The 25,468-nt window shown below is 62.4% G+C and carries 28 protein-coding genes; 24 read left to right on the plus strand and 4 right to left on the minus strand.

Annotation, left to right across the window (positions count from 1 at the left end):
* Positions 1–55: 55 nt before the first annotated feature.
* Positions 56–1,366 carry a bifunctional tetrahydrofolate synthase/dihydrofolate synthase gene (folC, locus tag RAS12_RS09465; protein ID WP_306947573.1) on the minus strand — a complete coding sequence of 437 codons (1,311 nt, stop codon included), beginning with the start codon at positions 1,364–1,366 and terminating at the stop codon, positions 56–58.
* A gap of 163 nt (positions 1,367–1,529) precedes the next feature.
* Here folC and RAS12_RS09470 point away from each other — a divergent pair, with 163 nt between their 5' ends.
* The 4 genes from RAS12_RS09470 to RAS12_RS09485 all read left to right on the plus strand — a co-directional run bounded on the left by RAS12_RS09470 (position 1,530) and on the right by RAS12_RS09485 (position 5,394).
* Positions 1,530–1,946 carry a cupin domain-containing protein gene (locus tag RAS12_RS09470; RefSeq protein ID WP_306947575.1) on the plus strand — a complete coding sequence of 139 codons (417 nt, stop codon included), beginning with the start codon at positions 1,530–1,532 and terminating at the stop codon, positions 1,944–1,946.
* Between the two features lie 81 nt (positions 1,947–2,027).
* Positions 2,028–2,999 (plus strand): Bug family tripartite tricarboxylate transporter substrate binding protein, encoded by a 972-nt coding sequence (locus tag RAS12_RS09475; RefSeq protein WP_306947577.1) that lies wholly within the window; start codon positions 2,028–2,030, stop codon positions 2,997–2,999.
* Positions 2,996–4,228 (plus strand): CaiB/BaiF CoA transferase family protein, encoded by a 1,233-nt coding sequence (locus RAS12_RS09480; protein ID WP_306947579.1) that lies wholly within the window; start codon positions 2,996–2,998, stop codon positions 4,226–4,228. The genes RAS12_RS09475 and RAS12_RS09480 overlap by 4 nt, the downstream gene beginning before the upstream one ends.
* Positions 4,228–5,394 carry an acyl-CoA dehydrogenase family protein gene (locus tag RAS12_RS09485; RefSeq protein ID WP_306947581.1) on the plus strand — a complete coding sequence of 389 codons (1,167 nt, stop codon included), beginning with the start codon at positions 4,228–4,230 and terminating at the stop codon, positions 5,392–5,394. The genes RAS12_RS09480 and RAS12_RS09485 overlap by 1 nt, the downstream gene beginning before the upstream one ends.
* A gap of 54 nt (positions 5,395–5,448) precedes the next feature.
* Here RAS12_RS09485 and RAS12_RS09490 read toward each other — a convergent pair whose 3' ends face one another.
* Complete coding sequence (locus RAS12_RS09490) at positions 5,449–6,186, minus strand: IclR family transcriptional regulator (protein ID WP_306947583.1); 738 nt, start codon at positions 6,184–6,186, stop codon at positions 5,449–5,451.
* A gap of 142 nt (positions 6,187–6,328) precedes the next feature.
* Between RAS12_RS09490 and RAS12_RS09495 the strand changes: the two genes are divergently transcribed.
* The 7 genes from RAS12_RS09495 (at position 6,329) to RAS12_RS09525 (ending at position 11,584) form a co-directional block, all read left to right on the plus strand.
* Positions 6,329–6,706, plus strand: coding sequence for a flagellar protein FlaG (locus tag RAS12_RS09495; protein ID WP_306947585.1), 378 nt, complete (start codon positions 6,329–6,331; stop codon positions 6,704–6,706).
* A gap of 144 nt (positions 6,707–6,850) precedes the next feature.
* Positions 6,851–8,239, plus strand: coding sequence for a flagellar filament capping protein FliD (gene fliD / locus RAS12_RS09500; RefSeq protein WP_306947587.1), 1,389 nt, complete (start codon positions 6,851–6,853; stop codon positions 8,237–8,239).
* A 19-nt stretch (positions 8,240–8,258) separates the two neighbouring features.
* Complete coding sequence (fliS, locus tag RAS12_RS09505) at positions 8,259–8,687, plus strand: flagellar export chaperone FliS (protein ID WP_306947589.1); 429 nt, start codon at positions 8,259–8,261, stop codon at positions 8,685–8,687.
* A gap of 47 nt (positions 8,688–8,734) precedes the next feature.
* On the plus strand, positions 8,735–9,088 hold the full coding sequence (locus RAS12_RS09510; RefSeq protein ID WP_306947591.1) for a flagellar protein FliT: 354 nt from the start codon (positions 8,735–8,737) through the stop codon (positions 9,086–9,088).
* The gene (gene fliK, locus RAS12_RS09515) at positions 9,085–10,443 is read left to right on the plus strand and encodes a flagellar hook-length control protein FliK (RefSeq protein ID WP_306947592.1); all 1,359 of its coding nucleotides are present in this window, start codon (positions 9,085–9,087) and stop codon (positions 10,441–10,443) included. Before RAS12_RS09510 ends, fliK begins: the two co-directional genes overlap by 4 nt.
* The gene (locus tag RAS12_RS09520) at positions 10,443–10,769 is read left to right on the plus strand and encodes an EscU/YscU/HrcU family type III secretion system export apparatus switch protein (protein WP_306947594.1); all 327 of its coding nucleotides are present in this window, start codon (positions 10,443–10,445) and stop codon (positions 10,767–10,769) included. The genes fliK and RAS12_RS09520 overlap by 1 nt, the downstream gene beginning before the upstream one ends.
* A gap of 11 nt (positions 10,770–10,780) precedes the next feature.
* Positions 10,781–11,584 (plus strand): flagellar brake protein, encoded by an 804-nt coding sequence (locus RAS12_RS09525; protein ID WP_306947597.1) that lies wholly within the window; start codon positions 10,781–10,783, stop codon positions 11,582–11,584.
* A 49-nt stretch (positions 11,585–11,633) separates the two neighbouring features.
* Here the strand turns inward: RAS12_RS09525 and fliE are convergent, their stop codons facing one another.
* A complete protein-coding gene (gene fliE, locus RAS12_RS09530; RefSeq protein WP_306951379.1) occupies positions 11,634–11,966 on the minus strand; it encodes a flagellar hook-basal body complex protein FliE in 333 nt (110 codons plus the stop codon).
* A gap of 320 nt (positions 11,967–12,286) precedes the next feature.
* Between fliE and fliF the strand changes: the two genes are divergently transcribed.
* The 13 genes from fliF to fliR all read left to right on the plus strand — a co-directional run bounded on the left by fliF (position 12,287) and on the right by fliR (position 23,699).
* Positions 12,287–13,963 (plus strand): flagellar basal-body MS-ring/collar protein FliF, encoded by a 1,677-nt coding sequence (fliF, locus tag RAS12_RS09535; RefSeq protein WP_306947599.1) that lies wholly within the window; start codon positions 12,287–12,289, stop codon positions 13,961–13,963.
* Positions 13,953–14,963 (plus strand): flagellar motor switch protein FliG, encoded by a 1,011-nt coding sequence (gene fliG / locus RAS12_RS09540; RefSeq protein WP_306947602.1) that lies wholly within the window; start codon positions 13,953–13,955, stop codon positions 14,961–14,963. Before fliF ends, fliG begins: the two co-directional genes overlap by 11 nt.
* On the plus strand, positions 14,956–15,699 hold the full coding sequence (gene fliH, locus RAS12_RS09545) for a flagellar assembly protein FliH (protein ID WP_306947603.1): 744 nt from the start codon (positions 14,956–14,958) through the stop codon (positions 15,697–15,699). Before fliG ends, fliH begins: the two co-directional genes overlap by 8 nt.
* 35 nt (positions 15,700–15,734) lie before the next feature.
* Positions 15,735–17,237, plus strand: coding sequence for a flagellar protein export ATPase FliI (fliI, locus tag RAS12_RS09550; protein ID WP_306951381.1), 1,503 nt, complete (start codon positions 15,735–15,737; stop codon positions 17,235–17,237).
* On the plus strand, positions 17,230–17,679 hold the full coding sequence (fliJ, locus tag RAS12_RS09555) for a flagellar export protein FliJ (RefSeq protein ID WP_306947605.1): 450 nt from the start codon (positions 17,230–17,232) through the stop codon (positions 17,677–17,679). Before fliI ends, fliJ begins: the two co-directional genes overlap by 8 nt.
* Before the next feature lie 24 nt (positions 17,680–17,703).
* Positions 17,704–19,092, plus strand: a complete 1,389-nt coding sequence (locus RAS12_RS09560) for a flagellar hook-length control protein FliK (protein ID WP_306947607.1) — start codon at positions 17,704–17,706, stop codon at positions 19,090–19,092.
* Positions 19,093–19,261: 169 nt separating this feature from the next.
* On the plus strand, positions 19,262–19,873 hold the full coding sequence (gene fliL, locus RAS12_RS09565; RefSeq protein ID WP_306947609.1) for a flagellar basal body-associated protein FliL: 612 nt from the start codon (positions 19,262–19,264) through the stop codon (positions 19,871–19,873).
* A 2-nt stretch (positions 19,874–19,875) separates the two neighbouring features.
* Positions 19,876–20,883, plus strand: coding sequence for a flagellar motor switch protein FliM (gene fliM, locus RAS12_RS09570; protein ID WP_306947611.1), 1,008 nt, complete (start codon positions 19,876–19,878; stop codon positions 20,881–20,883).
* Positions 20,876–21,433 (plus strand): flagellar motor switch protein FliN, encoded by a 558-nt coding sequence (fliN, locus tag RAS12_RS09575; RefSeq protein ID WP_306947612.1) that lies wholly within the window; start codon positions 20,876–20,878, stop codon positions 21,431–21,433. Before fliM ends, fliN begins: the two co-directional genes overlap by 8 nt.
* An 11-nt stretch (positions 21,434–21,444) precedes the next feature.
* The gene (fliO, locus tag RAS12_RS09580) at positions 21,445–21,768 is read left to right on the plus strand and encodes a flagellar biosynthetic protein FliO (protein ID WP_306947613.1); all 324 of its coding nucleotides are present in this window, start codon (positions 21,445–21,447) and stop codon (positions 21,766–21,768) included.
* Between the two features lie 27 nt (positions 21,769–21,795).
* A complete protein-coding gene (fliP, locus tag RAS12_RS09585) occupies positions 21,796–22,587 on the plus strand; it encodes a flagellar type III secretion system pore protein FliP (RefSeq protein ID WP_306947615.1) in 792 nt (263 codons plus the stop codon).
* Positions 22,588–22,606: 19 nt separating this feature from the next.
* A complete protein-coding gene (fliQ, locus tag RAS12_RS09590; RefSeq protein WP_306947617.1) occupies positions 22,607–22,876 on the plus strand; it encodes a flagellar biosynthesis protein FliQ in 270 nt (89 codons plus the stop codon).
* Positions 22,877–22,910: 34 nt separating this feature from the next.
* The gene (gene fliR / locus RAS12_RS09595; RefSeq protein WP_306947619.1) at positions 22,911–23,699 is read left to right on the plus strand and encodes a flagellar biosynthetic protein FliR; all 789 of its coding nucleotides are present in this window, start codon (positions 22,911–22,913) and stop codon (positions 23,697–23,699) included.
* Positions 23,700–23,779: 80 nt separating this feature from the next.
* Here fliR and RAS12_RS09600 read toward each other — a convergent pair whose 3' ends face one another.
* Complete coding sequence (locus tag RAS12_RS09600; RefSeq protein ID WP_306947621.1) at positions 23,780–25,375, minus strand: methyl-accepting chemotaxis protein; 1,596 nt, start codon at positions 25,373–25,375, stop codon at positions 23,780–23,782.
* Positions 25,376–25,468 lie beyond the last annotated feature (93 nt).

The raw sequence follows: 25,468 nt of genomic DNA on the forward strand, positions 1-25,468 counted from the left end.
ATTCCTTGCGGCGCCTTGCGGCAATGAGGCGGTGGGCCGCCAAGACCCGATTTGCCTACGCCTTGCGACCCAGTGCCTGCAAAACCGAGGCCACGGTGAGAAACGACCCGAACACAACGATTCTATCATTCTCCCCTGCCCGCTCGCGCGCTGCAGCGAAGGCTTGAGCAGGATTCGCGTAAGCGGCAATGGTGGGGCTTTCCGCCCCCGCAGGCGACGGCGGCAACGCAGCGGCCACCCGGTCCGCCAGCGCCTGGCCAGTGGTGCCACGCGGACCGGGCAGGCCCGCGCAATACCAGTGATCGGCACGGGTGCCCAGCTTGGCGACGACGCCCTCCAGATCCTTGTCGTTCAACATGCCAAACACCACATGGGTGTAAGGGTGGAAACCCATATTGTCCAGATTCTGGGCCAGCACAGCGGCTGCATGCGGATTGTGGGCCACATCCAGGATGACTGAGGGTTGCCCAGGCAGAATCTGGAAACGGCCCGGCAACGAGGCCTGCAACAACCCCAGGCGCACGGCCTGCTGCTGCACCGGCAAGCGGTCGCGCACGGATTCCAGCGCGGCCAACGCAGCTGACGCATTCAACAACTGATTGGCGCCTCGCAGCGCCGGGTAGGCCAACGCGCTGCGGCGCTGCTCGCGGCCGCCAAACGCCCACTGCTGGCGATCACCCGAATAGTTGTAGTCGCGGCCGAACAGCCACAGATCAGCGCCGATCTTTTCGACGTAATCCAGCAAAGATTGCGGGGGCACCGGGTCACTGCAAATTGCCGGGCGGCCGCTGCGATAGATATGGGCTTTTTCGAAGCCGATCTTTTCGCGGGTATCGCCCAGCCAGTCGGTATGGTCCAGATCGACGCTGGTAACGATGGAGCAGTCGGCATCGACAATATTGACGGCGTCCAGACGGCCGCCCAACCCGACTTCCAGCACGATGGCGTCCAGACGCGTCTGCGAGAACATGCGCAGGATGGCCAGCGTCGTGAATTCAAAGTAGGTCAGTGAGACCTCGCCGCGAGCGGCCTCGACTGCCTGAAACTGGGCGATCAGCGATTCGTCCGATGCGATTTGCCCATTGACGCGGGCGCGCTCGTTGAAATCGATCAGGTGCGGAGACGTATACAGCCCGACTTTGTAGCCCGCGGCCAGCAAGATGGCTTCAAGCATGGCACAGGTGGAACCCTTGCCATTGGTGCCGCCAACCACGAACTTCACGCCCGACAGTTCAAGGCCCATGCGCGTGGCGACTTCACGAACCCGATCCAGCCCCATGTCGATCGCGGTGGCGTGGATGGATTCCAGGTACTGGAGCCAATCGGACAGGGTGGCGGACGCGTCGGGCGGTCGAACAGAAGACATGGCGAAGTCGCTAAATGAGATCAGCCTTGGATTTTAGCAGTCTGCGCACGGTGTTTTCCCTAATCCCCTAGGGAGCGACCCAGTATCTGCTCCGAAAAATAACTTGCCCATGTTTTTTTCATACGTGAAAATAAATTTACGTATGCAAATTTAGTGGATGAACATGACGCAGACAAAAACTCCCGGCTGGCTGGTCCGTGAAGCCGACGTACCCGGCTACCACCCCGCCAATCACACCGGCACGCTGAACCGGCGCCTGATCAGTCCCGATACGGTGGGCGCGCGCGGCGTGGAGGTGCTGCTGGGCGTGATCGACAAGGGCAAAGGCGCGCTGCCGCATGCGCACCCCGGCATCGAGCAGGTCTGCTACCTGCTTTCGGGGACTGCGCGAGCCCAGGTGCAAGATGAATGGGCCGACATGGGGCCGGGCGACTGCTGCTATTTCCCGCCGGATATACCCCATGTGTTCACCGTGACCAGCGACGAGCCCGCCCGCCTGCTGGTGATCTACACGCCTCCCTATGAGGAATCCCCCGACCGCGTCATTCGCGACTTCCCGGCGGCACCCCCCGCCGCGTAACACAGCGGCACAACAGGCAGCGACACAACAGGCAGCGGCCACAGAAGCCGCGCCTTACCCCAAAAAATCTGGAGACAAACCATGCAAACATTTCGCCTGCTAGGCGCAGCGATCGTCGGCAGTGCGGCCCTGATGGCCGCCCCCGCAGCACTCGCTGCCGACTACCCCAATAAACCCATCACCCTGGTCGTGCCGTTCCCAGCCGGTTCCGGCACCGATGCGGTCGGCCGAATTTTCGGACAGGAACTGTCGGCCATTCTGGGCCAGCAGATCGTGGTGGAAAACAAGCCAGGCGCCAACGCCACCATTGCCGCCAGCTACGTCGCGCGTGCCAAGCCTGACGGCTATACGCTTTTCGTCACCACCAACACCTCGCATTCCGCGGCCCCGTGGTTGATGAAGAACGTGTCATACGACCCCGTCAAGGACTTCACCCCCATCGCGCGTGGCGGCAATCTGCCCTTCATTCTGGTCGTGAACCCCAAGCGTCCGTGGAAGACCGTGGGGGACCTGGTGGCCGACGCCCGCAAGAATCCGGGCCGCATTACTTACGCCAGCGGCAACAGCACCGGCATCGTCGCCGGCGCCACCCTGGCGGACCGCGCCAAAATCGACATCCTTCACGTGCCCTATAAAGGTACGCCACAAGGCCTGACCGACGTGGTCGGCGGACAAGTGGACTTTATGTTTACCGACCTGGCATCCGGCCTGGCCTTTGTACAGTCGGGCCAACTGCGCGCCCTGGCCGTCTCCACCGCCGAACGTAGCGCCATCGTGCCGGATCTGCCGTCCATGGCCGAATCGGGCGTGAAGGACTTTGACCTGAATTCCTGGAATGGCTATTTCGGCCCCGCAGGCTTGCCGCCTGAGGTCGTTGTCAAACTGAATGCCGCGATCAATCAGGTGGTGGCTAAACCCGAGGTGAAGACGCGCCTGGCCGGACTGGGCTTTGACGCATTTTCGAGCACGCCTGACGCTTTTGCTCAGTTCGTCAGTGAACAGCGCGACCTGTGGGGCAAGCTGATCCGTGACGCGGGAATCGAACAGCAATGACGGAACAACCTTTGCCCGACGCCCCTGCCGCCGGCCCCCTGAGCGGCGTGCGCATCCTGGACCTGAGTTCGGTCGTGATGGGCCCCTATGCCACGCAGGTTCTGGCGGACCTGGGCGCGGACGTCATCAAAGTCGAATCGCCCTCGGGCGACAACATGCGAGCCGTGGGTCCCATGCGCAATCCCGGCATGGGACATTTGTATCTGCACCTGAACCGCAACAAGCGGTCCATCGTGCTGGACCTGAAAACGCCCGAAGGACTAGCCGCCTGCCTGAAGCTGGCGGAAAGCTGCGACGCCCTGCTCTATAACATCCGGCCGCAAGCCATGGCTCGCCTGGGGCTGTCGTATGAAGCCGTCGCCGAGCGCAACCCACGAATCGTTTATCTGGGCGCCTACGGTTTTGGAGAAGCCGGCCCGTATGCAGGCCGACCGGCCTATGACGATCTGATCCAAGGGCAGACGGGAATTGCCGCGTTGTCCGCCCAGCACAGCGGAGACGTGCCGCGCTATGCGCCCCTGACCCTGGCCGACCGCGCGGTGGGCCTGCATGTGGGAATTGCGCTGGTTTCTGCCGTCTTGCACGCCAAGACCAGCGGGCGCGGGCAGCAGGTTGAAATCCCCATGTTTGAAGGGATGGCCCATCTGGTGTTGGGCGACCACTTGGGCGGCGCCACCTTCGAACCGCCGCTGGGCCCGACCGGATACGCACGCCTTTTGGCGCCGCATCGCCGCCCATACGCCACCGCTGACGGCTATATCTGCCTGCTCATCTACAACGACAAGCACTGGCGCAACTTCTTTGACCTGATCGGCCAGCCCGAGCTTGCGCAGGACCCGCGCTTTTGCACGCATGGCGCGCGCGCCGCGCACATTAGCGAGGTCTACGCCTTTGTGGCGGAAGTCATCAGCGCACGGCCCAGCCAGGCGTGGCTGGAAGATCTGACGCGTGCGGACATTCCCGCCTCCCAGCTCTATACGGTGGATGGGTTATTGCAAGACAAACACCTGGCTGCCACCGGCTTTATCCACCACATGGAGCACCCCTCGGAAGGCCAAATGCGCACCACTGCCCCATTAGGGCGCTATCAAGGCACACCGACTTCTATACGCCGGCCAGCCCCCCGACTGGGCGAGCACAGCCGCGAGGTATTGACCGAAGCCGGCTACGACGCCACCCGGATCGACGCCCTGGTCGCCCGTGGCATTACTCAAGATGGAAACGAATAATGGACTTTGCCTTCACTCCCGAACAATTGGCGTTGCGCGACGCCGTGTCCCGCATCTGCGACCGCTATCCTGACGAATACTGGCTGGAACGCGACCGCGAAGGCGGGTTTCCTGAATCGCTGCACGCCGACCTGGCACGCGACGGCTGGCTGGGCATCGCCATGCCGCAGGAATACGGCGGCGCCGGCTTGGGCATGACCGAAGCCGCACTGATGATGCAAACCATCTCGGCGTCGGGCGCGGGGTTTACCGGCGCATCGGCCGTCCATATGAATATCTTTGGCCTGAACCCGGTCGTGGTGTTTGGCAACGATGAGCAACGGACGCGCTGGCTGGAGCCATTGATCGCCGGCCGGGAAAAAGCCTGCTTCGCCGTGACCGAACCGGATGCAGGGCTGGACACCACAAAGTTGAGCACCCGAGCCATACGCGAAGGCGACGAGTATGTGGTGCATGGCCGCAAGATCTGGATATCGACGGCTCAGGTCGCCAATAAAATGCTGTTGCTGGCACGCACGACCCCACTGGCGGAGGTCGACAAACCCACGCAGGGCCTGTCCCTGTTCTACACCGACCTTGACCGCGAAAAGATCGAAGTGCGGGAAATTGAGAAAATGGGCCGCAAGTCCGTGGACTCGAACATGTTATTCATCGACGGACTTCGCATTCCTGTGGCTGACCGCATCGGCGAAGAAGGCCGAGGCTTTGAATACATCCTGCATGGCTTAAATCCAGAGCGCATCCTGATTGCCGCAGAAGCCGTTGGCATTGGCCGCGCGGCACTGGACCGGGCGGTAAAGTACGCGGGCGAACGCACCGTATTCGGCCGGCCTATCGGTCAGAACCAGGGAATTCAGCACCCGCTGGCCCAGGCTTGGATGCAATTGGAAGCCGCCGATCTGATGGTATTCAAAGCCGCGAGCCTGTATGACGCCGGCCAGCCTTGCGGCCCTTACGCCAATACCGCCAAATACCTGGCGGCCGAGGCCGGTTACAACGCCTGCCAGACTGCGGTCATGACCTTGGGCGGCATGGGCTATGCGAAGGAATACCACGTGGAACGGCTGCTTCGCGAGAGCTTCATTCCGCGCATCGCACCCGTCAGTCCGCAGTTGATCATGTGCTTTATCGCGGAAAAGGTATTAGGCCTGCCGAAATCCTACTAAATCAGGGGCGGACCCGGCATTGCGGGTCGCCGCCCGGCTTTTCAGGCGTGCTCTTCAGGCCTGTTGCTCCAGGGCGGTGCAAGCCGCCCGCAGGATACGCGCGTACGTTTCCTGCTGGGGTTCGATACGGTAGATCGGCCCCCCTACCGAGATCGCGTAGTGCTCACCCGACAACGTGACGGGCCAGGCGATAGCGCCCACGTCAGCGATGGATTCCCCGCTATTCATGAACCATCCCCGTTGGCGGGATAACTCAATGTCGGCGAGTACTGCCTGTGGCGTGATCAGGGTGCGCTCGTTGTAGCGGGTCAGTGTCATGCCCGCGAGCGTCTCATCGCGCGCCGCGTCGCTCATTAGCGACATCAATGCCTTTCCGAGCGAATTTGCGTGTACGTCTTTGAACTCGCCGGCAACAGGCGCATAACGGATCGTATGTGGCGAATCCAGGACGTCCAGGTAGACAACCCGGCGGTCTTGGGCTAGCTTGGCGAACACGATTGTTTCGCGGGTTGCGTCCCTTAATTCAACCAGGCTGGGATAAACCCGATCCAGTACGGGATCGGCGCGCGCTATGCGCTGCGCCATGGCCAGCAGACGGCCGGTGGGGTAATACCCCTGCCGCCGCCCGGTTTCATACAGATAACCCAGACCGGTCAGCGTACGGATCAGCGCCAGACAGCTGGAAACAGGCACATCCAGCAACCGGGCCAGTTCCGACAGAGGCAGCGCGCGTTTTTCGCGAGCATAGGTTTCGATGATTTCGATAACTCGCAGCGCCGTCTTGACACTCATTGCCCGATCCGAACTATTTAGCACGTGAAACATCTGTCCCGCCGGAGGCTAAAGTTCCCTGCGGATATGCCGTTATGGTAGCTGAGAATTCCCTGAAAACAGCGCGTTCCTCCAAGACGCCCACATCGCCGCAGGAGTGTTCATGGCCGTAACCCCACTAGTACCTGCTTCGTACGCACCAACGCCGGTTGCGGCTGCTCCGGTCATTGCCGATCCGGCAGTGTCCGTAACGCCCACGGTGGCCGCAACCAATAGCGGCGCCTCCGACAGTGCCACGTCGGACCAATCCAACTCGCAGAAGCTGCCTTTGGACAAGGCACTGGATGAAATCAACGACCAGATGAAAGCCTGGTCCACGCAGCTCCAGTTTGAGATAGATCCCAACGTGCATCAGGTAGTGGTGTCGGTCGTCGACGCGGAATCGGGTGATGTAATTCGCACGATCCCCAGCGAAACCGTACTCAAAATCGCCAAAATGATCGTGAACATGCAAGGCAATGGCATCAAAACAACAGCTTGAGGTGACCCAAAAAATGGGGTCCACATGCTGTTTTGGCGCCAATCAGTGAGCGAATCACCGAATTAGGCCCGCCTTATGCCTTTACCCGGCCAATCGCCGGCACCATATTTTTGACAGAATCGTATCGCTAGGAAGGAATTTCACATGGCTTCTATTACTAATCTCGGCTCGGTTTCCGGCTTGCCGCTGGAAAAAATCCTGTCGGATTTGGCGGCTGCCGAAGAGAAAAAACTGTCGGTATTTACCGCTCGCTCAGCCAGCTACAAGACCCAGATCGACGCCTATTCGCAGCTGACCAGCGCCCTGGAGGCTATGCAAAGCGCCGCCGCGCTGCTGGGCAAAACCGAGACGATGGCTGCCATCAAGGGCAGCGTCACCGGCGGTTCCGCCTTGACGGCCACTGTGGCCGCCGAGGGCGCCGTCGCGGGCCAGTACACCATTGAAGTGAATAACCTAGCCAAGGCGCAAAGCCTGCAATCGGGCTCCGTTGCCGACCGCACTGCCAAAAACGGTGCCACCGGCACGTTTGAAATCGAATTGGCCGACGGCACCAAGCGCACCATCGACCTGAAGGACGACACATCGCTCAACGGCATCGTCAAGGCGATCAACGCCGACGACAAGGCCGGCGTGCGCGCCACCGTCATCAACGACGGCAACGGCAATAACTACCTGATGCTGACGGCCTCCAACACGGGCGAAAAAGCCGCGGTGAAGTCCATCACCGTGAACGGCGACCAGTCGCTCAAGGACGTGTTGAGCTTCAGCACGGCCGCTGACGGCACCACCACGGGCATGAAGGCCGACAAGGCTGTGGATGCCAAAATCACCATCAACGGCATCGCCGTCACAAGCGGCTCGAACAACATTTCGACCGCCATCGACGGCATCACGCTGAACCTGGCCGAAAAAACCGAAGCCGGCAAGCCCATCACCCTGAAGCTGGAATCCGATCCGTCGGTAGCCACCAAGGCGGTGACGGATTTCGTTGCGAAGTACAAAGCGCTGCAAACGACCATCAAGAATCTGACGGCGTTTGATGCCAAGGCGTCGACCAATCAGCCGCTGACAGGCGACGGCACGACGCGTTCGATCCAATCATCACTGTCGGGCGCACTGCAAAGCGTGCTGGGCAGCGGCACCATCCGTTCGCTGGCTGACATGGGCATCACCACCGATGCCACGGCGCGCGAACTGAAGCTGGATACGACCAAGCTGACCAAGGCGTTGACCGAAAACCCCGCCGACGTCGCAGAATTGCTGACGGGCAAGAACGGCCTGGCCAAGAATATCGATGCCGCACTGAAAGACGTGCTGGGCACAGGCGGCTCTCTGAAGACCCGCCAGGATGGCCTGGCCAAGTCGATGACCGCTGTTGATGCGCAGAAAGCCCGCGTGAAATCTGCAAGCGATACCGAACTTGAACAGATGCGCACGCGTTTTGTGGCACTGGACACGTTCTACATGAAGATGCAGAGCACCGGCAACTATCTGACCCAGCAGTTCGAGGCGCTGAACAAGTCGACCAAATAACCTCTAGAAGATGTATTAAATGACGTATGCCGCCCGAAGACCCACAGGGTCTCACTCTGTCCGTTCCTACGCCGATATCGGCCTGGAAACGCAAGTTCTTGGCGCAAGCCCGGAGCGGCTGATCACCCTGTTGTACATGGGTGCCCGGGCAGCTATCGGGCAGGCGCGCCTTCATATGAAGGAAGGCCGTATCGCTGAACGCGGCGCGGCCATCTCGAAAGCGATCAAAATTGTTGATGAAGGCTTGAAGACCGGGCTAAATATGGAGGCTGGCGGCGACATCGCCGTAAACCTCGCCCTGCTCTACGACTACATCATTCGCACGCTGCTGACGGCGAACCTCAAGACGGATGTCGAACAGCTTGATATCGCCGATCGCCTGCTGACCGATCTGGCCGAGGCGTGGCAAACTTCCATCGACCGGCCGGCTGGCGGCGTGGAGCCGTAATGGCCCTGAACATGCCCCTTGCCAGCCCGAGAACGCCCGAGATTTCCATGACGTCCCTGACTCAGTACCCCCCCTCCATCCTGGATCACTACCAGGAAATTGCTTCCATTACCGGGGAAATGCTGACGGCCGCCCAAGCGGGCGACTGGGACACGGCCATGATTCATGGACAGCAGTATTGTGAGCGCGTTGAAAACCTGCGCCAAACAGAGCGGAAGACTCCGCTGGACGAAGCCGGCCGCGCAATGAAATACGACCTGCTCGTCCGCATCCTGGAAAACGATGCGCTGACGCGCGACCTGGCCATTCCGCAACTGGCCCGCCTGGGCGAACTGCTGGGGCGGATGAAGCGCCAGCAGACGCTGCTGTCGGCCTACGGTTATCAGGCGCCTGAAGAATGAGCGTAGGTCCCGCCGCACTCGGCAACGTCCTGGTGCAGCGGCTGGACGCCGTGCTTGGCACGACGATGTCCGCCGCCAACGCCAATCTCGTTTCAGGGGCGCGGCCAGACGCCGTCAGCCAGCCCGGCAGCCCTGAAAAACCCGGCGCATCCGACGGTTCAGCCCGTGATCCCCGGCAAGGCATACAAACTGGCGGCGCCCGAGGCGACCGCCAGAATACCGTGGTGGACGCCAAGACGGCGGCCGCCTTGGCGCTTGCCGCGCGCGGTCTGGTCACCAGTAGCGACACGACCGCCTCGGCGCCGACCACGCTGGGTACGACTGCCCGAACCATTCTTTCCCTGCTGGCCCAATACCCCGAAGCCGCGCCCGCTGTCCAAGGACGCGCGCCGCTCTGGAGCGGCGACGCCGCAACCGGCCAAACGCCCGGCCAACCTGCCGGACAGGCGGGACAGGCGCCATCCGGCCAACCCGGCCAGCCCGCAGCGGCCGGCCAGCAGAACCCGGCCGGACAACCTCCCGCCACACCGGCCGCTCTGCCCGCTTCCACGGCTGCTGCTGCCGCACTCGCGGCCGGCACCGATGCGCAGACCGCAGGCGCCAAGCCGGCACGCCCCGCCGGACAAACCGACGCAAACGCCGCTCGCGGCGCGGAGGCCACCGCGCATGCTGCGCTTGCTGCTGGCGGCCCGGCCGCACGCACACTGGGCCAAGCCCTGCGCCAAGCCCTGCAAACCAGCGGTTTGTTCTATGAGTCCCATCTGACCGACATGGTCTTTGGCCGGACCAATCCGTCCATGCTGCAAAACGAGCCACAGGCCAAACTCAGCAAAGACGCCGCCGCACAACAGAATGCCGCGCCCTCGCGTGGCCGGGCGGACTCGTCCGCGCCCAGCCGCGCAGGCGGCGCCGACGCGCCGTCCGGCTCGGGTTCGTCAGGGACCCCAGCTCCGGGCACGCCCGTGGCGGGTATTCACCAAGACCTGACTGTGCTGGTCCGCCAACAATTGGACGTGCTTGCCAATCAGGCCCTGACTTGGCAAGGCGAAGCTTGGCCTGGCACCCCCATGGAATGGGAAGTGGAACGCGAGCCCTACGGCGGCGATCCCGACTCGGCGGTGCCTACCTGGGCCACTCGCCTCAAATTGGACCTGCCCAGGCTGGGTCTGGTTGACGCCCGTTTGAATCTGGCCGGCGACCAGATCGTGCTGCAACTGGTCGCCCCGCACAGCGCTGCCGAGATCAATGATTCGTCGGACCAACTGCGCGCACGCCTGCTGGCCGCTGGCCTGACACTGAGCAACCTGGCGGTCAGCGTGGTAGATCCGCGCCCCGTCATGCCCACCGATATCTAATGAGCATCATCCCCTACTCCGAGGACAATGGCCCCAATGCGAACCGCAATGCCGCGGTCGCCATTTCCTATGACGAAAAGGATGGCGCCCCCCGCGTCGTCGCCAAGGGCTACGGGCAGTTGGCGGACACGATTGTCCGTGCCGCCGAAGAAAACGGCCTGTATGTGCACGAATCCCGCGAGTTGGTCGGCCTGCTGATGCAGGTGGACCTGGACGCACATATTCCACCCCAACTCTACGTTGCAGTGGCAGAATTGCTGGCCTGGCTCTACCGCCTGGAATCGCGCGAGCTTCCCATAGCCGCGCCGCCTGATCTCACTACCTAAGGACTACCAACGTGTTGGATGCCAGCGACCCGGAATTTCTGCTGACCCGGCCGGAAGACATGCGCTCTGCCTTGTTTGAGCTGACGCACCCCGACAGCCACATCCTCGTGCGCGATGCCGCGGACCGTGAGATGGCCGTGCTCATTTTGGGCGCGGACAAGCAAACCCGCCAGTTCTTCTGGCGGCCCCGCGACTATGCCGGCGCGGACTTTGAACAGTCCGACAGCATGGGGCTGTTAAGCGGTGCCACCTTCTATTTCAATGCCACCGCCTACGGCGGCGTGCAGATACGGTTTCGTGTCCAGCGGCCCGAAGTGATTCATTTCGACGATGGCAGCGCCGCGTTGATGTCGCCGTTCCCTGATCGTTTGGCACGCATTCAGCGGCGCAAGATGTTCCGCGCCTCGCTGGTCAGCGCCGCCAACCGCTGTCAGGCAACGTGGCAAGCCGAGCCCAAGGAAAAGCCGCTTACGTTCAGCGTGCGCGACCTTTCGGTGGATGGCGTGGGATTGCGCGTAGAGCTTGCCGTGCCGTCGCTGCCGGAACGCGGAGCGGTGATGGAAGACGTGCAATTGGATTTTGGCGAGCTGGGCAAACTGAGCGCCAATCTGGAAGTGCGCAACGTCTATCCGATTTCGGGCCAGCCGATGATCCAGGCCAACAGCCCTGAAGACGCAGCGCCCAAGCACCTGTCCCTGACCGGCGAACCGCCGATGAGCCACTTGGGCGCCGTATTCCTGAATTTGGATGCGCGCCAGGAAAACTGGCTGCAGCAAGTAGTGTGGCGCCTGGAGAAAGGCGCGCAGCGCAACTGATTGAAAACGGGGCCTTTCCATCAGAAAGGCCCCGCATTCCTTATGTGCCTTAAACGGCCATCGAGGAAATTTCTTTGTAGGCGGCGACCAGCTTGTTACGAACCTGCACCGCCGTCTGAAAGCCAATGCTGGCTTTCTGCATGTCAATCATCACGTCGTTAAGCGAAATATCGGGCGCGCCCATCTCAAAGGCCTTGGCCTGAGCGGAAGAGGCATTCTGCGCCGCCGTTACGCGGCGAATCGAACGCTGCAATTCAGCCGCGAAGCCATCGGGTTGACCCGCCATCTCACCTGCGGCGAGATTACCGGTTTCCGCTTTGCTCACGACCGTGCGCATCTGCTGGAGCATGCTTTCGATGCCGGACAAGCCTGTTACAGCCATTACCTGATTCCTTGCTGGTGGGGCTTTACGCCAATGTTGCACAGAGCGTACCGCTGAAGACGCTTGTCCATAGCCGACATAAGCCGCCAAAAACCCCGACATTTCGCGCAATGCAGCCGCTCGCAGGCCGCGCATCCGGACTTCGTATAGACATAGGGGACAAGTAACGCCAAAAACCGGCTGTTTTCGACGATTGGGATTGTCGTCTCAAGGGCAATAATCCACGCTCTCCCCAGACCAGAAGCACGTTGCATGTGTAATCTGCCCTACCCAGACATGAAGTCATTTTCCCAGCTCCGCGTAGCCAGCGGGAGCCGTCGATGAATCAGCAGGCCACTCTGAGTTCGTCGTTGCTGGCGAAGTTCCCCGCGCTGGAAAAGATTCGCGCGCTGCCCAAGCCCATTCTGCTTGGCGCGGCTGCCGCCGTCGTCGCGCTGATTGTTGCAGCGGTGATGTGGAGCAGCGAACCTAAATACAAGGTGCTGTTCTCGAATCTGGACGATCGCGATGGCGGCGCCATTGTGACGGCGCTGGGCACCATGAACGTGCCCTACCGTTACAACGAGACGGGCACCGCCCTGCTCGTTCCGGCCGACCGCGTCTACGACGCCCGGTTGCAACTGGCTTCGCAAGGTCTGCCGCGCGGCGGTTCGGTCGGCTTTGAGCTGATGGACAATGCCCGCTTCGGCGCCAGCCAATTCGCCGAACAGATCAATTACCAGCGTGGCCTGGAAGGCGAGCTGGCTCGTTCGATCGAAGCCATGCACACGGTGCAGCATGCCCGCGTTCACCTGGCCATGCCGCGCCAGTCTCTGTTCGTGCGCGAGCGCCAGGCGCCTACCGCCTCGGTGCTGCTGAATTTGCATCCCGGCCGCAGCCTCAGCGATTCGCAGGTTTCCGCGATTTCCTGGCTGGTGGCTTCCAGCGTGCCCGAACTGACCGCCGAAAGCGTGTCGATCGTTGATCAGAATGGCCGCCTGCTGTCGGCGCCGCTGGGCGAAGGCCGCGGCATGGACGCGGACCAGATGCGCTATGTGCGCGAGATGGAACAGCGCACGGTCGAACGCATCCTGACCATTCTGAATCCGCTGGTTGGCCCGGGCAATGTGCACGCCCAAGCCAGCGCGGACATGGATTTCGCCCGCCGCGAAGAAACGTCGGAAGTCTATCGCCCCAATCAGGAACCGGGTCAATCGGCTGTCCGCAGCCAGCAGACCAGCGATTCCACCCAGCGCGGCATCAATCCTGCCCAAGGCGTGCCCGGCGCGCTGTCGAATCAGGCGCCGACGAATGCTCAGGCCCCGATCACCAACCCGCCCGCACAACAGCCGCCTCGCCCGGGCCAGCCGCCTCAGCCGGCCAATGCCCAGCAGCAACAGCAACAACAACAAACCGGCGCTGCGGCCGCTGGCGGCAGCCTGAACGAACGCCGCGATGCGACCACCAACTATGAAGTGGACCGCACGATCAGCCACATCAAGCAACCGGTGGGCAACCTGAAGCGTCTGTCGGTCGCCGTGGTGGTGAACTACATCCGCGACAAGGATGGCGAGCCGCAGGCCCTGCCGCCCGAAGAGCTGAACAAGCTCACGAATCTGGTGCGCGAAGCCATGGGCTATTCCGAATCGCGCGGTGACTCGCTGAACCTGGTCAACAGCCAGTTCAACGATGGCCCGCCGCCGGTGCCGATGTGGCGCGACCCGGAAATGATCGCCCTGTTCAAGACCATTCTGGCTTGGCTGGTGGGTCTGGTGGTGGCGTTTTGGCTGTATCGCAAGGTTCGCCGTTCGGTTTCCGAATACCTGTACCCGCCGGTTGATCCGGAAATGGCCGAAGCCGAGCGCGCTGAAGCCGCACGTGAAGCCCAGGACGTGGCCCGCACCAAGGAAGTCAACCGTTACGAAGACAACCTGGAACGTGCCCGCACGATGGCTAACAAGGATCCGCGCGCCGTCGCGATGGTTCTGCGTACCTGGATGAGCAAAGATGAAAAATGATTCCACTCCGATGGACGGCATGACGCGCAGCGCCGTCCTGATGATGTCGTTGGGCGAGGACGCCGCAGCCGAGGTCTTTAAATTCCTCAGCGCCCGCGAAGTACAGCAGGTTGGCGCCGCTATGGCGAGCTTGAAGCAAGTCACCCGTAATGACGTTGCCGTGGTGCTGGAAGAATTCCGCCAGGAAGCCGACCAGTTCATGGCCGTCACGCTGGGCTCGGACGACTACATCCGCAGCGTGCTGACCAAGGCTCTGGGCAGCGACCGCGCGGCCGGCCTGATCGAAGACATTCTGGAAGCTGGCGACGGCGGCAGCGGCATCGACGCGCTGAACTGGCTCGATCCCAATACCGTGGCCGAATTGATCGGCGACGAACACCCGCAAATCATTGCGACCATCCTTGTCCACCTGGAGCGCGACCGCGCGGCCGGTGTGTTGGCATTGTTGACGGATCGCCTGCGCAACGACGTGATGCTGCGTATTGCCACCTTTGGCGGCGTACAGCCGGCAGCCTTGTCCGAATTGACCGAAGTGCTCAATTCCGTGCTGGCTGGCCAGGGCGCCAAGCGCAGCAAGATGGGTGGCGTGCGCACTGCGGCCGAGATCCTGAACATGATGAATTCGGCCGAAGAGGAAACGGTCGTTGCCAGCCTGCGCGAGCGCGACAACGACCTGGCTCAAAAGATCATCGACGAGATGTTCGTTTTCGACAACCTGCTCGACGTCGAAGACCGCGCCATCCAGCTCATCCTCAAGGAAATCGACAACGACACGCTTATGGTCGCACTCAAGGGCGCCCAAGAAGAACTGCGTGCCAAGTTCCTGCGCAACATGTCCAGCCGTGCCGCGGAAATGCTGCGCGAAGACTTGGAAGCGCAAGGCCCGATCCGCATGTCGAAGGTCGAGGGCGAACAGAAGAAGATTCTGCAGATTGCCCGCCGTTTGGCCGAAAGCGGCCAGATCGTACTGGGCAATTCCGGAGACGACGCATATGTCTGAAGCGGACAACGGCACGACGACGCTCATCTCGCGCAGTGCCGCATGGCGGCGCTGGCAGATGCTGTCGTTCGACGAGCCGGCGCCCGTCGAAGTCGAGCCCGAACCCGAACCCGATCCAGGCCCGGACCCCGCAGTGGTCATGGCGCAACTGCGCGCCCAAGCCATTGCCGAGGGCCAGGAAGCTGGCTACGCGCAAGGCCACGCAACGGGCGTCGAAGCCGGCCAGCAGGCAGGCCACGAAGCCGGTTTTGCTGCGGGCCGCGAAGCGGGTTACGCCGAGGGTCTGGCGCAGGCTCGCGAACAAGGCGCGGCCGAAGCGCAGCGCCTGCACGCGCTGGTCGAGTCTTGCGCAGCATCGCTTGGCGCGCTGGAAGAAAAAATGGGCCAGGGCCTGCTGACCCTGGCATTGGACATTGCGCAGCAAGTCGTGCGCACTACGCTGTCCGAACAACCCGATACCGTAGCCAGCGCCGTGCGCGATGTGCTGCATATCAACCCCACCGCAGGCGGCCAGATGCGCCTGTGGGCCAACCCGGACGACATCGAACTGATCCGTCTGCACCTGGCCGATGAGTTGAAAGAAGGCCATTGGCGGGTGTTGGCCGATGAGTCCATCGCCCGCGGCGGTTGCCGCGCCGAAACGCCCTTTGGCGACATCGACGCTACGTTGCAAACTCGCTGGCGCCGCGTCGCAGCCTCGCTGGGCCGCGACGCGACCTGGGAGAACCCGGCGTGAACGGTCATCCGGCGTCTTCCGCGCAGCAAGATCCGATGGCGGCCACTCAGCCAGCCACGGGTGCGCCTGCGCCGGTCACGCCTCAGCCAGCTTCCAAACCCGTCGTTCCGGTGATTGACCGCTGGCAGACCCAGCTACAGATCGGCTCGATTCGCGCCGCATCCACCGACCCTTGGCTGGTCAGCGGCAAAATCACACGCGCGACCGGTCTGGTGCTGCATGCGACCGGGCTGCGTCTGCCCGTGGGCGCTGCCGCCCGTATCGAAATCGCGCGTGGCCACAACCATTGGGCCGACGCCGAAGTCGTGGGTTTTGACGGGCACACGCTGTACTTGATGCCGCAAGCCGATATTTCCGGCCTGCCGCCCGGCGCCCGCGTGGTGCCCGGTGAACCGCCGTTGCAACGCAAGATTCCCCTGCCGCTCAAGGCCGAACTGAACGGTAACGCCAAGCCGCAGCTGGGCCGCCACCTGCCCGTCGGTAACGCGCTGCTGGGCCGCGTACTGGATGGCGCCGGCCGCCCGCTGGACGGGTTGGGCCCGCTGACGGGCGCTGAACTGGCGCCCTTGTCCGCCCAACCCATCAACCCCTTGTCACGCGCACCGATCGATACCGTGCTGGACACCGGCGTGCGAGCGATCAATGGTTTGCTGACCGTTGGCCGCGGCCAGCGCATGGGCCTGTTCGCAGGCTCAGGCGTCGGCAAAAGCGTGCTGCTTGGCATGATGGCCCGCTACACGAAGGCCGACGTCATCGTCGTCGGGCTGATCGGCGAACGGGGCCGTGAAGTCAAAGAATTCATTGAGCACAACCTCGGCCCGGAAGGCTTGGCGCGCTCGGTCGTCGTGGCTGCGCCCGCCGACGTGTCGGCCCTGCTGCGGCTGCAAGGCGCGGCGTACGCCACGCGCCTGGCGGAACACTTCCGCGACCAGGGCCAAGATGTGTTGCTGATTATGGATTCGCTGACCCGCTACGCAATGGCGCAACGCGAAATCGCGCTGGCTATCGGCGAACCGCCTGCCACCAAAGGGTATCCGCCGTCGGTGTTTGCCAAACTGCCGATGCTGGTCGAACGCGCGGGGATGGGCTCGCCGGGTCCGTCAGGCAAAGCCGGTTCCATTACCGCTTTCTATACCGTGCTGGCCGAAGGCGATGACCAGCAGGACCCGATCGCCGACTCCGCGCGCGCCATTCTGGACGGCCACGTGGTTCTGTCACGCCATCTGGCCGAAGCCGGGCACTACCCCGCCATCGACATCGAGGCGTCAATTTCGCGCGCAATGACCTCGCTGATCACGCAGCAGCAGTTCGCTATCGTGCGCCGCTTCAAGCAAAGCTTGTCGCGCTATCAGCGCAATCGCGACCTCATCGCCGTTGGCGCCTATGCCGCCGGCAACGATCCACAGTTGGACGATGCCATCGCCCGCTACCCGCGCCTGGAAGCGTTCTTGCAGCAAGACATCGGCGAGAACATCGGCTATGACGAGGCCGTCAGCCAGTTGCGCGCCAGTTTTGAGTTAAGGGACACCTATGCCTAGTCAATTGCCTTTGGACATGCTGATCAATCTGGCCCGCGAAAGCACGGATGAAGCCGCGCGTCTGCTGGGCCGGCTCAGCGCCGAACGCACCAATGCCGAGCGCCAGCTTGGCATGTTGAATGACTACCGGCACGACTATCTGGAACGTTTGCAGCAGGCCATGACGACAGGAATGTCCGCCAGCGACTGCCATAACTATCAACGTTTCATTGGTACCCTGGACGACGCGATCGGCCAGCAGCAAGGCGTGCTCCAGCAAGCAGATGACAACCTGGCAAAAGGCCGTCTGTATTGGCAGCAGGAAAAGCGCAAACTCAATTCCTATGACGCCCTGGCGCAGCGCCAGGTGCGCGCGCAGGCCGTTGTCGAGAACCGCCGCGAGCAACGCGCAAACGACGAATATTCAGCCCGCCTGGTCCAGCGCCAGAGCGGCATGCATTAAGCAATACCTTTCAGGAAGCCCCAGATGACCGCTCCCCTGCCCTTGCCCACGATCGCGCCCGTCGCGCCGACTTCGATCGCCGACTCGCTCGGCGCAAAGTCCGCGTCCGCGAACAAGAAAGGCCCCAGTTTTTCCGACGTGCTGGCTCAACAACGTCCTGCTCAACGCCCGAACCAGGCCGCCGATTCGCGTCCGGCCAACAGCGGCGCCAAGACATCAGGCAATAGCCAGTCCAGCAACGACCCCGCCAGCAAGGCTGAAGGCGCCGCCGCAGGCGCCATTGACGACGCCGTGCAGACCGCCGCACAAGCCGAGGCTGGCGCGCTGGCCGTTGCCGCCGCGCAGCAGACGGTCACGCCGGTCGTCCTGCCCCAGCAGGCGCTGGAAATTGCCGCGCAAGCTGCCGAACAAGTGCAACTTGCCCGTGGCAACGCCCAAGCCGCCGCCACCGCCATGAGCAGTGGCGCCGCTGTGCTGACCGCCGCCCTGAACAGCGCCAACACTGCAGCGCCGGCAGCAGATGCCGCGCGCGCGCCGGTCGCGGCCACCGCAGAACAGGCCGAAGCCGCGCTTGCGCTCGCCACGCGTGATGCCCAGGCTGCCTTGCCGGTCGTGACTGCCGCGGTCAAGCCGGGCAGCGCCGTCGCCGCTGCGGTTGAAGCTCCCGTGAATGCCAAGCCTGCCGCCCAAGCCGCTACACCGCGCTTGACGCCGGAAGTCTCTCTGCCGCGCGTCGCCCGCGACATGCGTCCGGCCGCCGAGCACACCACTGCCACGCTGCCGGCCCATACCGAAGAAGAATTGACTGCCGCCCTGAACAGCACCACGCAACAGGTGCAGGCTCCGGCGCAACACGGTTCATCTGCCCAAGACAATCTGGCACAGGCGCTTGCCGCCGCTACCCAGCGTCAAGCAGCCCCCGTCGTGAACCAGGCTGCGGTATCCGTGCCGGTCGTGCCGGTGGTAATGCAGGTCGCCACACCGGTGGGCGGCACGCATTGGGGTACCGAACTGGGCCAACAGGTGGTCATGATGAGCACCAACGCGCGCCAAGGCATGCAGACCGCCGAATTGCGTTTGGATCCGCCTGATCTGGGCCCGCTGCGCGTCAGTCTGAATATGTCGGACGGCGTGGCCAGCGCCTCGTTCGTTTCGGCCCATGCGTCCGTACGCCAAGCCATCGAAGCCGCGATTCCGCAACTGCAACAAGCTTTGGCTCAGGCAGGTATCTCGCTAGGCCAGACCAGCGTGGGTGAGCAATCCGCACAGCAAGAGTTTGCGCAGCAAAACGGCAATGGATCACAACGCCAGTCTGGCAACGGTTCGGCCGTAGCCGATGGCGCGGCCGACACGGCGCAACCTACAGTGACGGTGTCGCGCAACGTCAACGCCTTGGTCGACACCTTCGCGTAATAAACAGCAGCCCGCATGCGGCAACGCGCGCGGGCAGTGCAGCAATAGCTTGAGATACGCGGCTTTCGCCCTGTTTTTCGCCTCCAAGCCGAGGCGGGATTTGCGGCAGAATGCTTTCATCAACTGAAAATCCGTTTTCACCAGCGGCACAACACGCATCGAAACCGAGATGGCGACTACCAAACCCATATCCGCGCCCATAGGCGCGAAGAAATCCGGCGGCCTGGGCATTGTTCGCCTGCTGCTAGCCTTAGTGGTCCTGCTCATCGTCGCCGCCGCAAGCGCCGGCGCCACGTGGTTCTTCACTCAACGCATGCAGCCCGTTCCTGGCGCGCCTGTGCAACTGGGCGTGGCGCCCGGCGGCGCTCAGGCTGGCCAGCCCGGCGCGCCCGGCCAACCGGTCCAAGGCCCGCAAGCCACCCCGACCACCTTCGTCGCGCCGCCCGCTGCCCCGGTTGCCGTGCCCGCGCCGATCTTCGTGCCGATCGAAGCCTTTACTGTCACGCTGCAGAATCCGGACACGGAACGCATCATGCACGTAGGCCTGACTCTGCGCGTCAGCGACGAGCAGACCCGCACGCGCCTTGAAAAGTACATGCCTGAAGTCCGCAGCCGCATCTTGATGGTGCTGTCGTCGCAATCGCCCACCGGTGTGCAGACGCAGCAAGGCAAGACCGACATGGCCAACGCGATCAAGCAGGCGGTCAACCGCCCCTTCTCGCCCCTGCCGGACGGCCAGTATGTCACCGACGTACTGTTCACGGCGTTCGTGGTGCAATAAGCATGGCCTACGAGGCATTTCTTTCGCAGGACGAAGTCGATGCGCTGCTAGCCGGCGTTACTGGCGAGAGCGATAGTAAAAAAGAAACGTCTGGCCAGGAAGCAGGCGCCCGCGCCTACGACCTGAGCTCGCCCGAGCGTGTCGTGCGCCGGCGCATGCAAACGCTGGAGCTCATCAACGAGCGTTTTGCGCGCCACATGCGCAACGTATTGCTGAACTTCATGCGCCGCAGCGCGGACATCACGGTTGGTTCGATCAAGATCCAGAAGTACGCTGACTTTGAACGCAATCTGCCCGTGCCCAGCAATCTGAACATGATTCAGATGAAGCCGCTGCGCGGCACGGCGCTCTTCACGTATGACCCGAACCTGGTGTTCCTGGTCATCGACAGCCTGTTCGGCGGCGATGGCCGCTACCATACGCGCGTTGAAGGCCGGGATTTCACCACTACCGAACAGCGCATCATCCGGCGCCTGCTCAATTTGACCCTGGAAAGCTACGGCAAGTCCTGGGACCCCGTCTATCCGATCGAATTCGAGTACGTGCGCTCGGAGATGCACACCAAGTTTGCCAGCATCACCGGCAACAATGAAGTGGTGGTTGTCACCTCGTTCCATATCGAATTCGGCGCGACCGGCGGCGACCTGAACATCTGCCTGCCCTACTCCATGATCGAGCCGGTGCGCGATCTGCTGACGCGCCCGCTACAGGAAACGACGCTTGAAGAAGTGGACCAGCGCTGGTCGCAGCAGCTGTCGCGCCAGGTTCGCAGCGCCGACATCGACGTCGTCGCCGAGTTCGCCCGCATTCCGTCCTCGATCCGCGAGCTGATGAGCCTGAAAGTGGGCGACGTTCTGCCCATGGATGTGCCCGAAACCATTATTGCCAACGTCGATGGCGTACCGCTGATGGAATGCGGATACGGCGTTTTCAATGGCCAGTACGCGCTCCGCGTACAAAACATGTTTACCTACGATACCGAATCACACGAGGCCCCCGACCATGACTGACAAGAACGAGCCTGGCACTGGCTCGTCCCCGGCCGACGACTGGGCCGACGCGCTCGCCGAACAATCCCGCGCCAACCCGCCCACGCAAGCCGACGGCCTGAAGCCGCAGGATGACTGGGCGGCCGCGATGGCTGAACAAACCGCTGCTGCCCCGCCGGCTGCCGCCGCGCCTGCGCCTGCGCCCGCCCCGGCTCCCGCCGCCGCAGCGCCCGCTGCACCGCCCGCGCAATCGGCTGCACAGTCGGTGTTCAAGCCTTTGGCTGGCACCACCACCGGCGCCGGCACCGACATCGACCTGATCATGGACGTGCCCGTCCAACTGACGGTCGAACTGGGACGCACCCGCCTGACCATCAAGAACCTGCTTCAACTGGGCCAAGGCTCTGTTGTGGAACTTGACGGGCTGGCTGGTGAACCGATGGACATTTTCGTCAACGGCTACCTGATCGCTCAGGGCGAAGTCGTCGTGGTCGAAGACAAGTACGGCATTCGCTTGACCGACATCATCACCCCGTCCGAGCGGATCAACCGCTTGAACAACCGTCGCTGACGCCTGGCGCCATGACTGAGTCCGGCTTGTTGCGCGTCATCATCGGCTTGGTGCTGGTGGTGGCAGCTATCCTGGCAGCTGCCTGGCTGGCCCGGCGCGCCGGCCTGACGCAGCGTGGCGGCGGCAGTGTGCTCAAGCAGGTCGCAAGCCTGCCTGTCGGAGCACGCCAGAGCATCATCGTCGTCGAGATCGAAAACACCTGGCTGGTGGTGGGCGTCGGCCCGAACCAGCTCACTACCCTGCACACCCTGCCCGCTGGCCAGTTGCCAGAGGGTTCGCCCTTGCCCGCCGCAGCATTCGCGGCCAAGCTGGGCCAGGCGCTCAAGCGCCGCTAGCGCCACCGCGCGATCCAAGCGATACCCATGAGTTTGCTCACCAGCACGACATCCACCCGCCTTGCCCCGCGCGCGCTGCCCCTTCTGGCGGCAGCAGCTGTACTGGGTCTGGCTTTCTTTCCGGCTGGTGTCGTTGCCCAGGCCACGCTGCCCGCCCTGACCGCCACACCAGGCCCCAACGGCTCAGAAACGTACTCTCTCAGCATGCAAACGCTGCTGCTGATGACGTCGCTCTCGTTTCTGCCCGCCGCCTTGCTGATGATGACGGGCTTCACGCGGATCATCATCGTATTGGGCTTGTTGCGCACCGCGATGGGCACGGCAATGTCGCCGCCCAACCATGTGCTGATTGGCCTGGCGCTGTTCCTGACCTTCTATACGATGTCGCCGGTGTTCGACAAGATTTACTCCGACGCCTACAAACCGCTATCCGAAGGGTCCATCCAGTTTGAAACCGCGGTAGAGCGCGCCGCTGCGCCGCTGCGCACGTTCATGCTGCACCAGACCCGTGAAAACGATTTGTCGTTGTTTGCCAACCTGGCCAAGCAACCCGCGCTGGAAGATCCCTCACAAGTCCCGCTGCGTATTCTGGTTCCCGCATTCATCACGAGCGAACTGAAAACCGCCTTTCAGATCGGCTTCACGATTTTCATCCCCTTCCTGATCATCGACCTGGTGGTGGCCAGCGTGCTGATGGCCTTGGGCATGATGATGGTGCCGCCCGTCACCGTGGCGCTGCCGTTCAAGCTGATGCTGTTCGTACTGGCCGATGGCTGGAACCTGCTCATGGGCTCGCTCGCCCAGAGCTTCTACCAATAGCGCCGGAAGGAGAATAGCCATGACAGCCGAAACCGTCATGACCATGGCCTACCAGGCGATGAAAATCGTTCTGGCGCTGGCGGGTCCTTTGTTGCTCGTTGTACTGGTCGTCGGTCTGGTCATCAGTATTTTCCAGGCCGCCACGCAGATCAACGAAATGACGCTGTCGTTCATTCCGAAGCTGTTGGCCATGTGCGGAGTGCTGGTGCTGCTGGGCCCCTGGCTGATCGGCGTGATGGTCGATTACATCCGGCAGCTGATCGGTCAGATTCCGATGCTGGTGTCCTGAGCGGCCAGCGCCGCCGGACCCCGGACGTTCCCCCATGATCGCCTTTACGCTCGAACAGCTCAACGGCTGGATCGGCCAGTTTCTCTGGCCTTTCGTGCGTATTCTGGCACTGGTAGGCACCGCGCCCGTCTTTTCTGAATCCAGCGTCCCCGTAAAGGTCAAAATAGGCCTGTCGTTTGTGCTGGCAGTTGCCATCAGCCCCGCCCTGGACCCCATGCCGCCGATCGCTCCGGGTTCATTCGCGGGCCTGTGGATGGTGATGCAACAGGTGCTGATCGGCATCGCCATGGGTTTCACAATGCGGGTTGCGTTTGCCGCCGTGCTGACCGCCGGTGAGTTCGTCGGCCTGCAAATGGGCTTGTCCTTCGCGTCGTTCTTCGACCCCGGCGCAGGCGCCAACACCGCCGTGCTGTCACGCCTGTTCAACGTGATTGCAATGCTGACCTTCCTGGCGCTGGACGGCCATTTACTGGTGCTGGCCGCGCTGGTGCGGTCCTTTGACACCCTGCCCGTCTCCATGATCCAGTTGCACCAGAACGGTTGGGGCGTCGTGGTTGAATGGGGCAAGACCATTTTCGTTTCCGGCTTGCTGCTCGCCCTGCCGCTGATTTGCGCCCTGCTGACCATCAACCTGGCCATGGGCATCCTGAACCGCGCCGCACAGCAGTTGTCCGTGTTCTCGGTCGGTTTTCCGGTCACGCTTATCGTCGGCGTCACGGTGCTGACCGTCGTGCTTCCACACGCAGGCCCATTTCTTGAAATGCTGTTCGAATCGGGGCTGGGCGCAATGAGCCGTGTCGTGGATGCGCTAGCGGGACGCTAGACGGCAGCCTCTCTTTTCCGAAGGCGATAAAAAAACGACCGCGTCAGCGGTCGTCTACATCATGCGTGATGTCTTGCAGGCTACGGCTGTCCAGTCAGGCGGAACACGCGAATCGTCTCGCGCAACGCCCCGGACTGATTGCCCAACTGCAACACCGCCCCGCCCAGTTCCTGAACCAGCGCCGTGTTCTGAACTGTCATCACATCCATTTGCGATACAGCGCTATCTACTTGTTCGATGCCGCTGGATTGCTCCTGCGATGCCTGCGAAATTTCACCGATGATATCCGTCACGCGGTGCACGGCAGCCACGATTTCTTCCATCGTCGAACCCGCCTGTTCAGCTTGCGCCGAGCCTTCCGTAACGCGGTCAACCGAATCTTCGATCAAACCCTTGATCTCTTTTGCAGCCTGCGCGCTCTTTTGCGCAAGACTGCGGACCTCACCCGCCACCACGGCAAACCCCTTGCCGGATTCGCCAGCGCGGGCAGCTTCCACCGCCGCGTTCAACGCCAGAATGTTCGTCTGGAAGGCAATGCCTTCGATGATGCTGACGATCTCCACGATCTTGCGCGAGCTATCCGAAATGCCGTGCATGGTATTGACCACCTGGCCCACCGCCACGCCGCCTCGCCGCGCGACATCCATACTGCTGGCGGCCAATTGATTGGCCTGGCGGGCGTTGTCGGCGTTTTGCCTGACCGTGGAGGTCAGTTGCTCCATGCTGGCTGCCGTTTGCTGCAAGGATGACGCCTGCCCTTCCGTACGGCCAGCCAGTTCCTGGTTGCCTCGTGCAATATGGACGGCAGCGTGGGTCGTGCCCTCGATACCGCGATAGACGTCCTGGGCAATACCGATAAGGCTCTTGCGCATCACTTCTAGCGAGAACTTCAGGCTGCCGATTTCATCATCGGAGTCCGCCACGATCTGCGTGGTCAGATTTCCGGCTGCGACCTGACGCGCCATATTGGCGGCGTCCACCATCGGATCGAGCAGCGACTGCGACAAGCGCCATCCCGAACCAAAGATGGCAAGCACGCCCAATGCAAGCAGGCCGCATCCCAGTCCTGCGCCCATCGTGTCCAGGCTCGACCAATTGGCATGCAGACCGTAAGCACCCGCGGCCACCATGATGCCGGAGGACAGCGACGCTTGGCGCAGCATGCGGGCACGCACGCTGCGCTTGAACGGATACGCAAACACGTCCAGGCTGCGGCGCCAGCCGGCTCGCACCGGACGTCCGCGCAAGATGCGTACGCCCCGCGCGCTACCTTCTCGGATACGGGCGTACAGTTCTTCGGCCATCTCGACCTGCTCATCCGACGGGCGCACCCGTACCGATGAATAAGCCACGACTTCATCGTTCTCGATAATGGGCGTGGCATTTGCCAGCACCCAGTAGTAGCCGCCGTCCTTGCGCCGGTTCTTGACCAGCCCCAGCCACGATTCGCCTGCCTGCAGCGTTTCCCAGAGATCCTCGTAGGCCTCGGGCGGCATATCCGGGTGACGCACGATGTTGTGCGGCTTTCCGATAAGTTCTTCGCGGGAAAAGCCGCTGACTTCGATAAAAGCCGGATTCGCGTAAACGATGCGGCCCTTGGTATCGGTGCGCGAGATCAGATATTGATCTTCGCGCAGCTTGGTTTCCACATCATGGACGGGTAAGTTCACGCGCACAGCTTGTCTCCAGTTACATCAGTTGAGCAGCGAATGAGTAGCAGTGAGCAAACCGGACAAGATGTCCCGCACCGACCTGTTTCCGCCTGGTTT

The organism is Achromobacter seleniivolatilans (assembly GCF_030864005.1).
Taxonomy (GTDB): Bacteria; Pseudomonadota; Gammaproteobacteria; order Burkholderiales; family Burkholderiaceae_B; genus Achromobacter; species Achromobacter seleniivolatilans.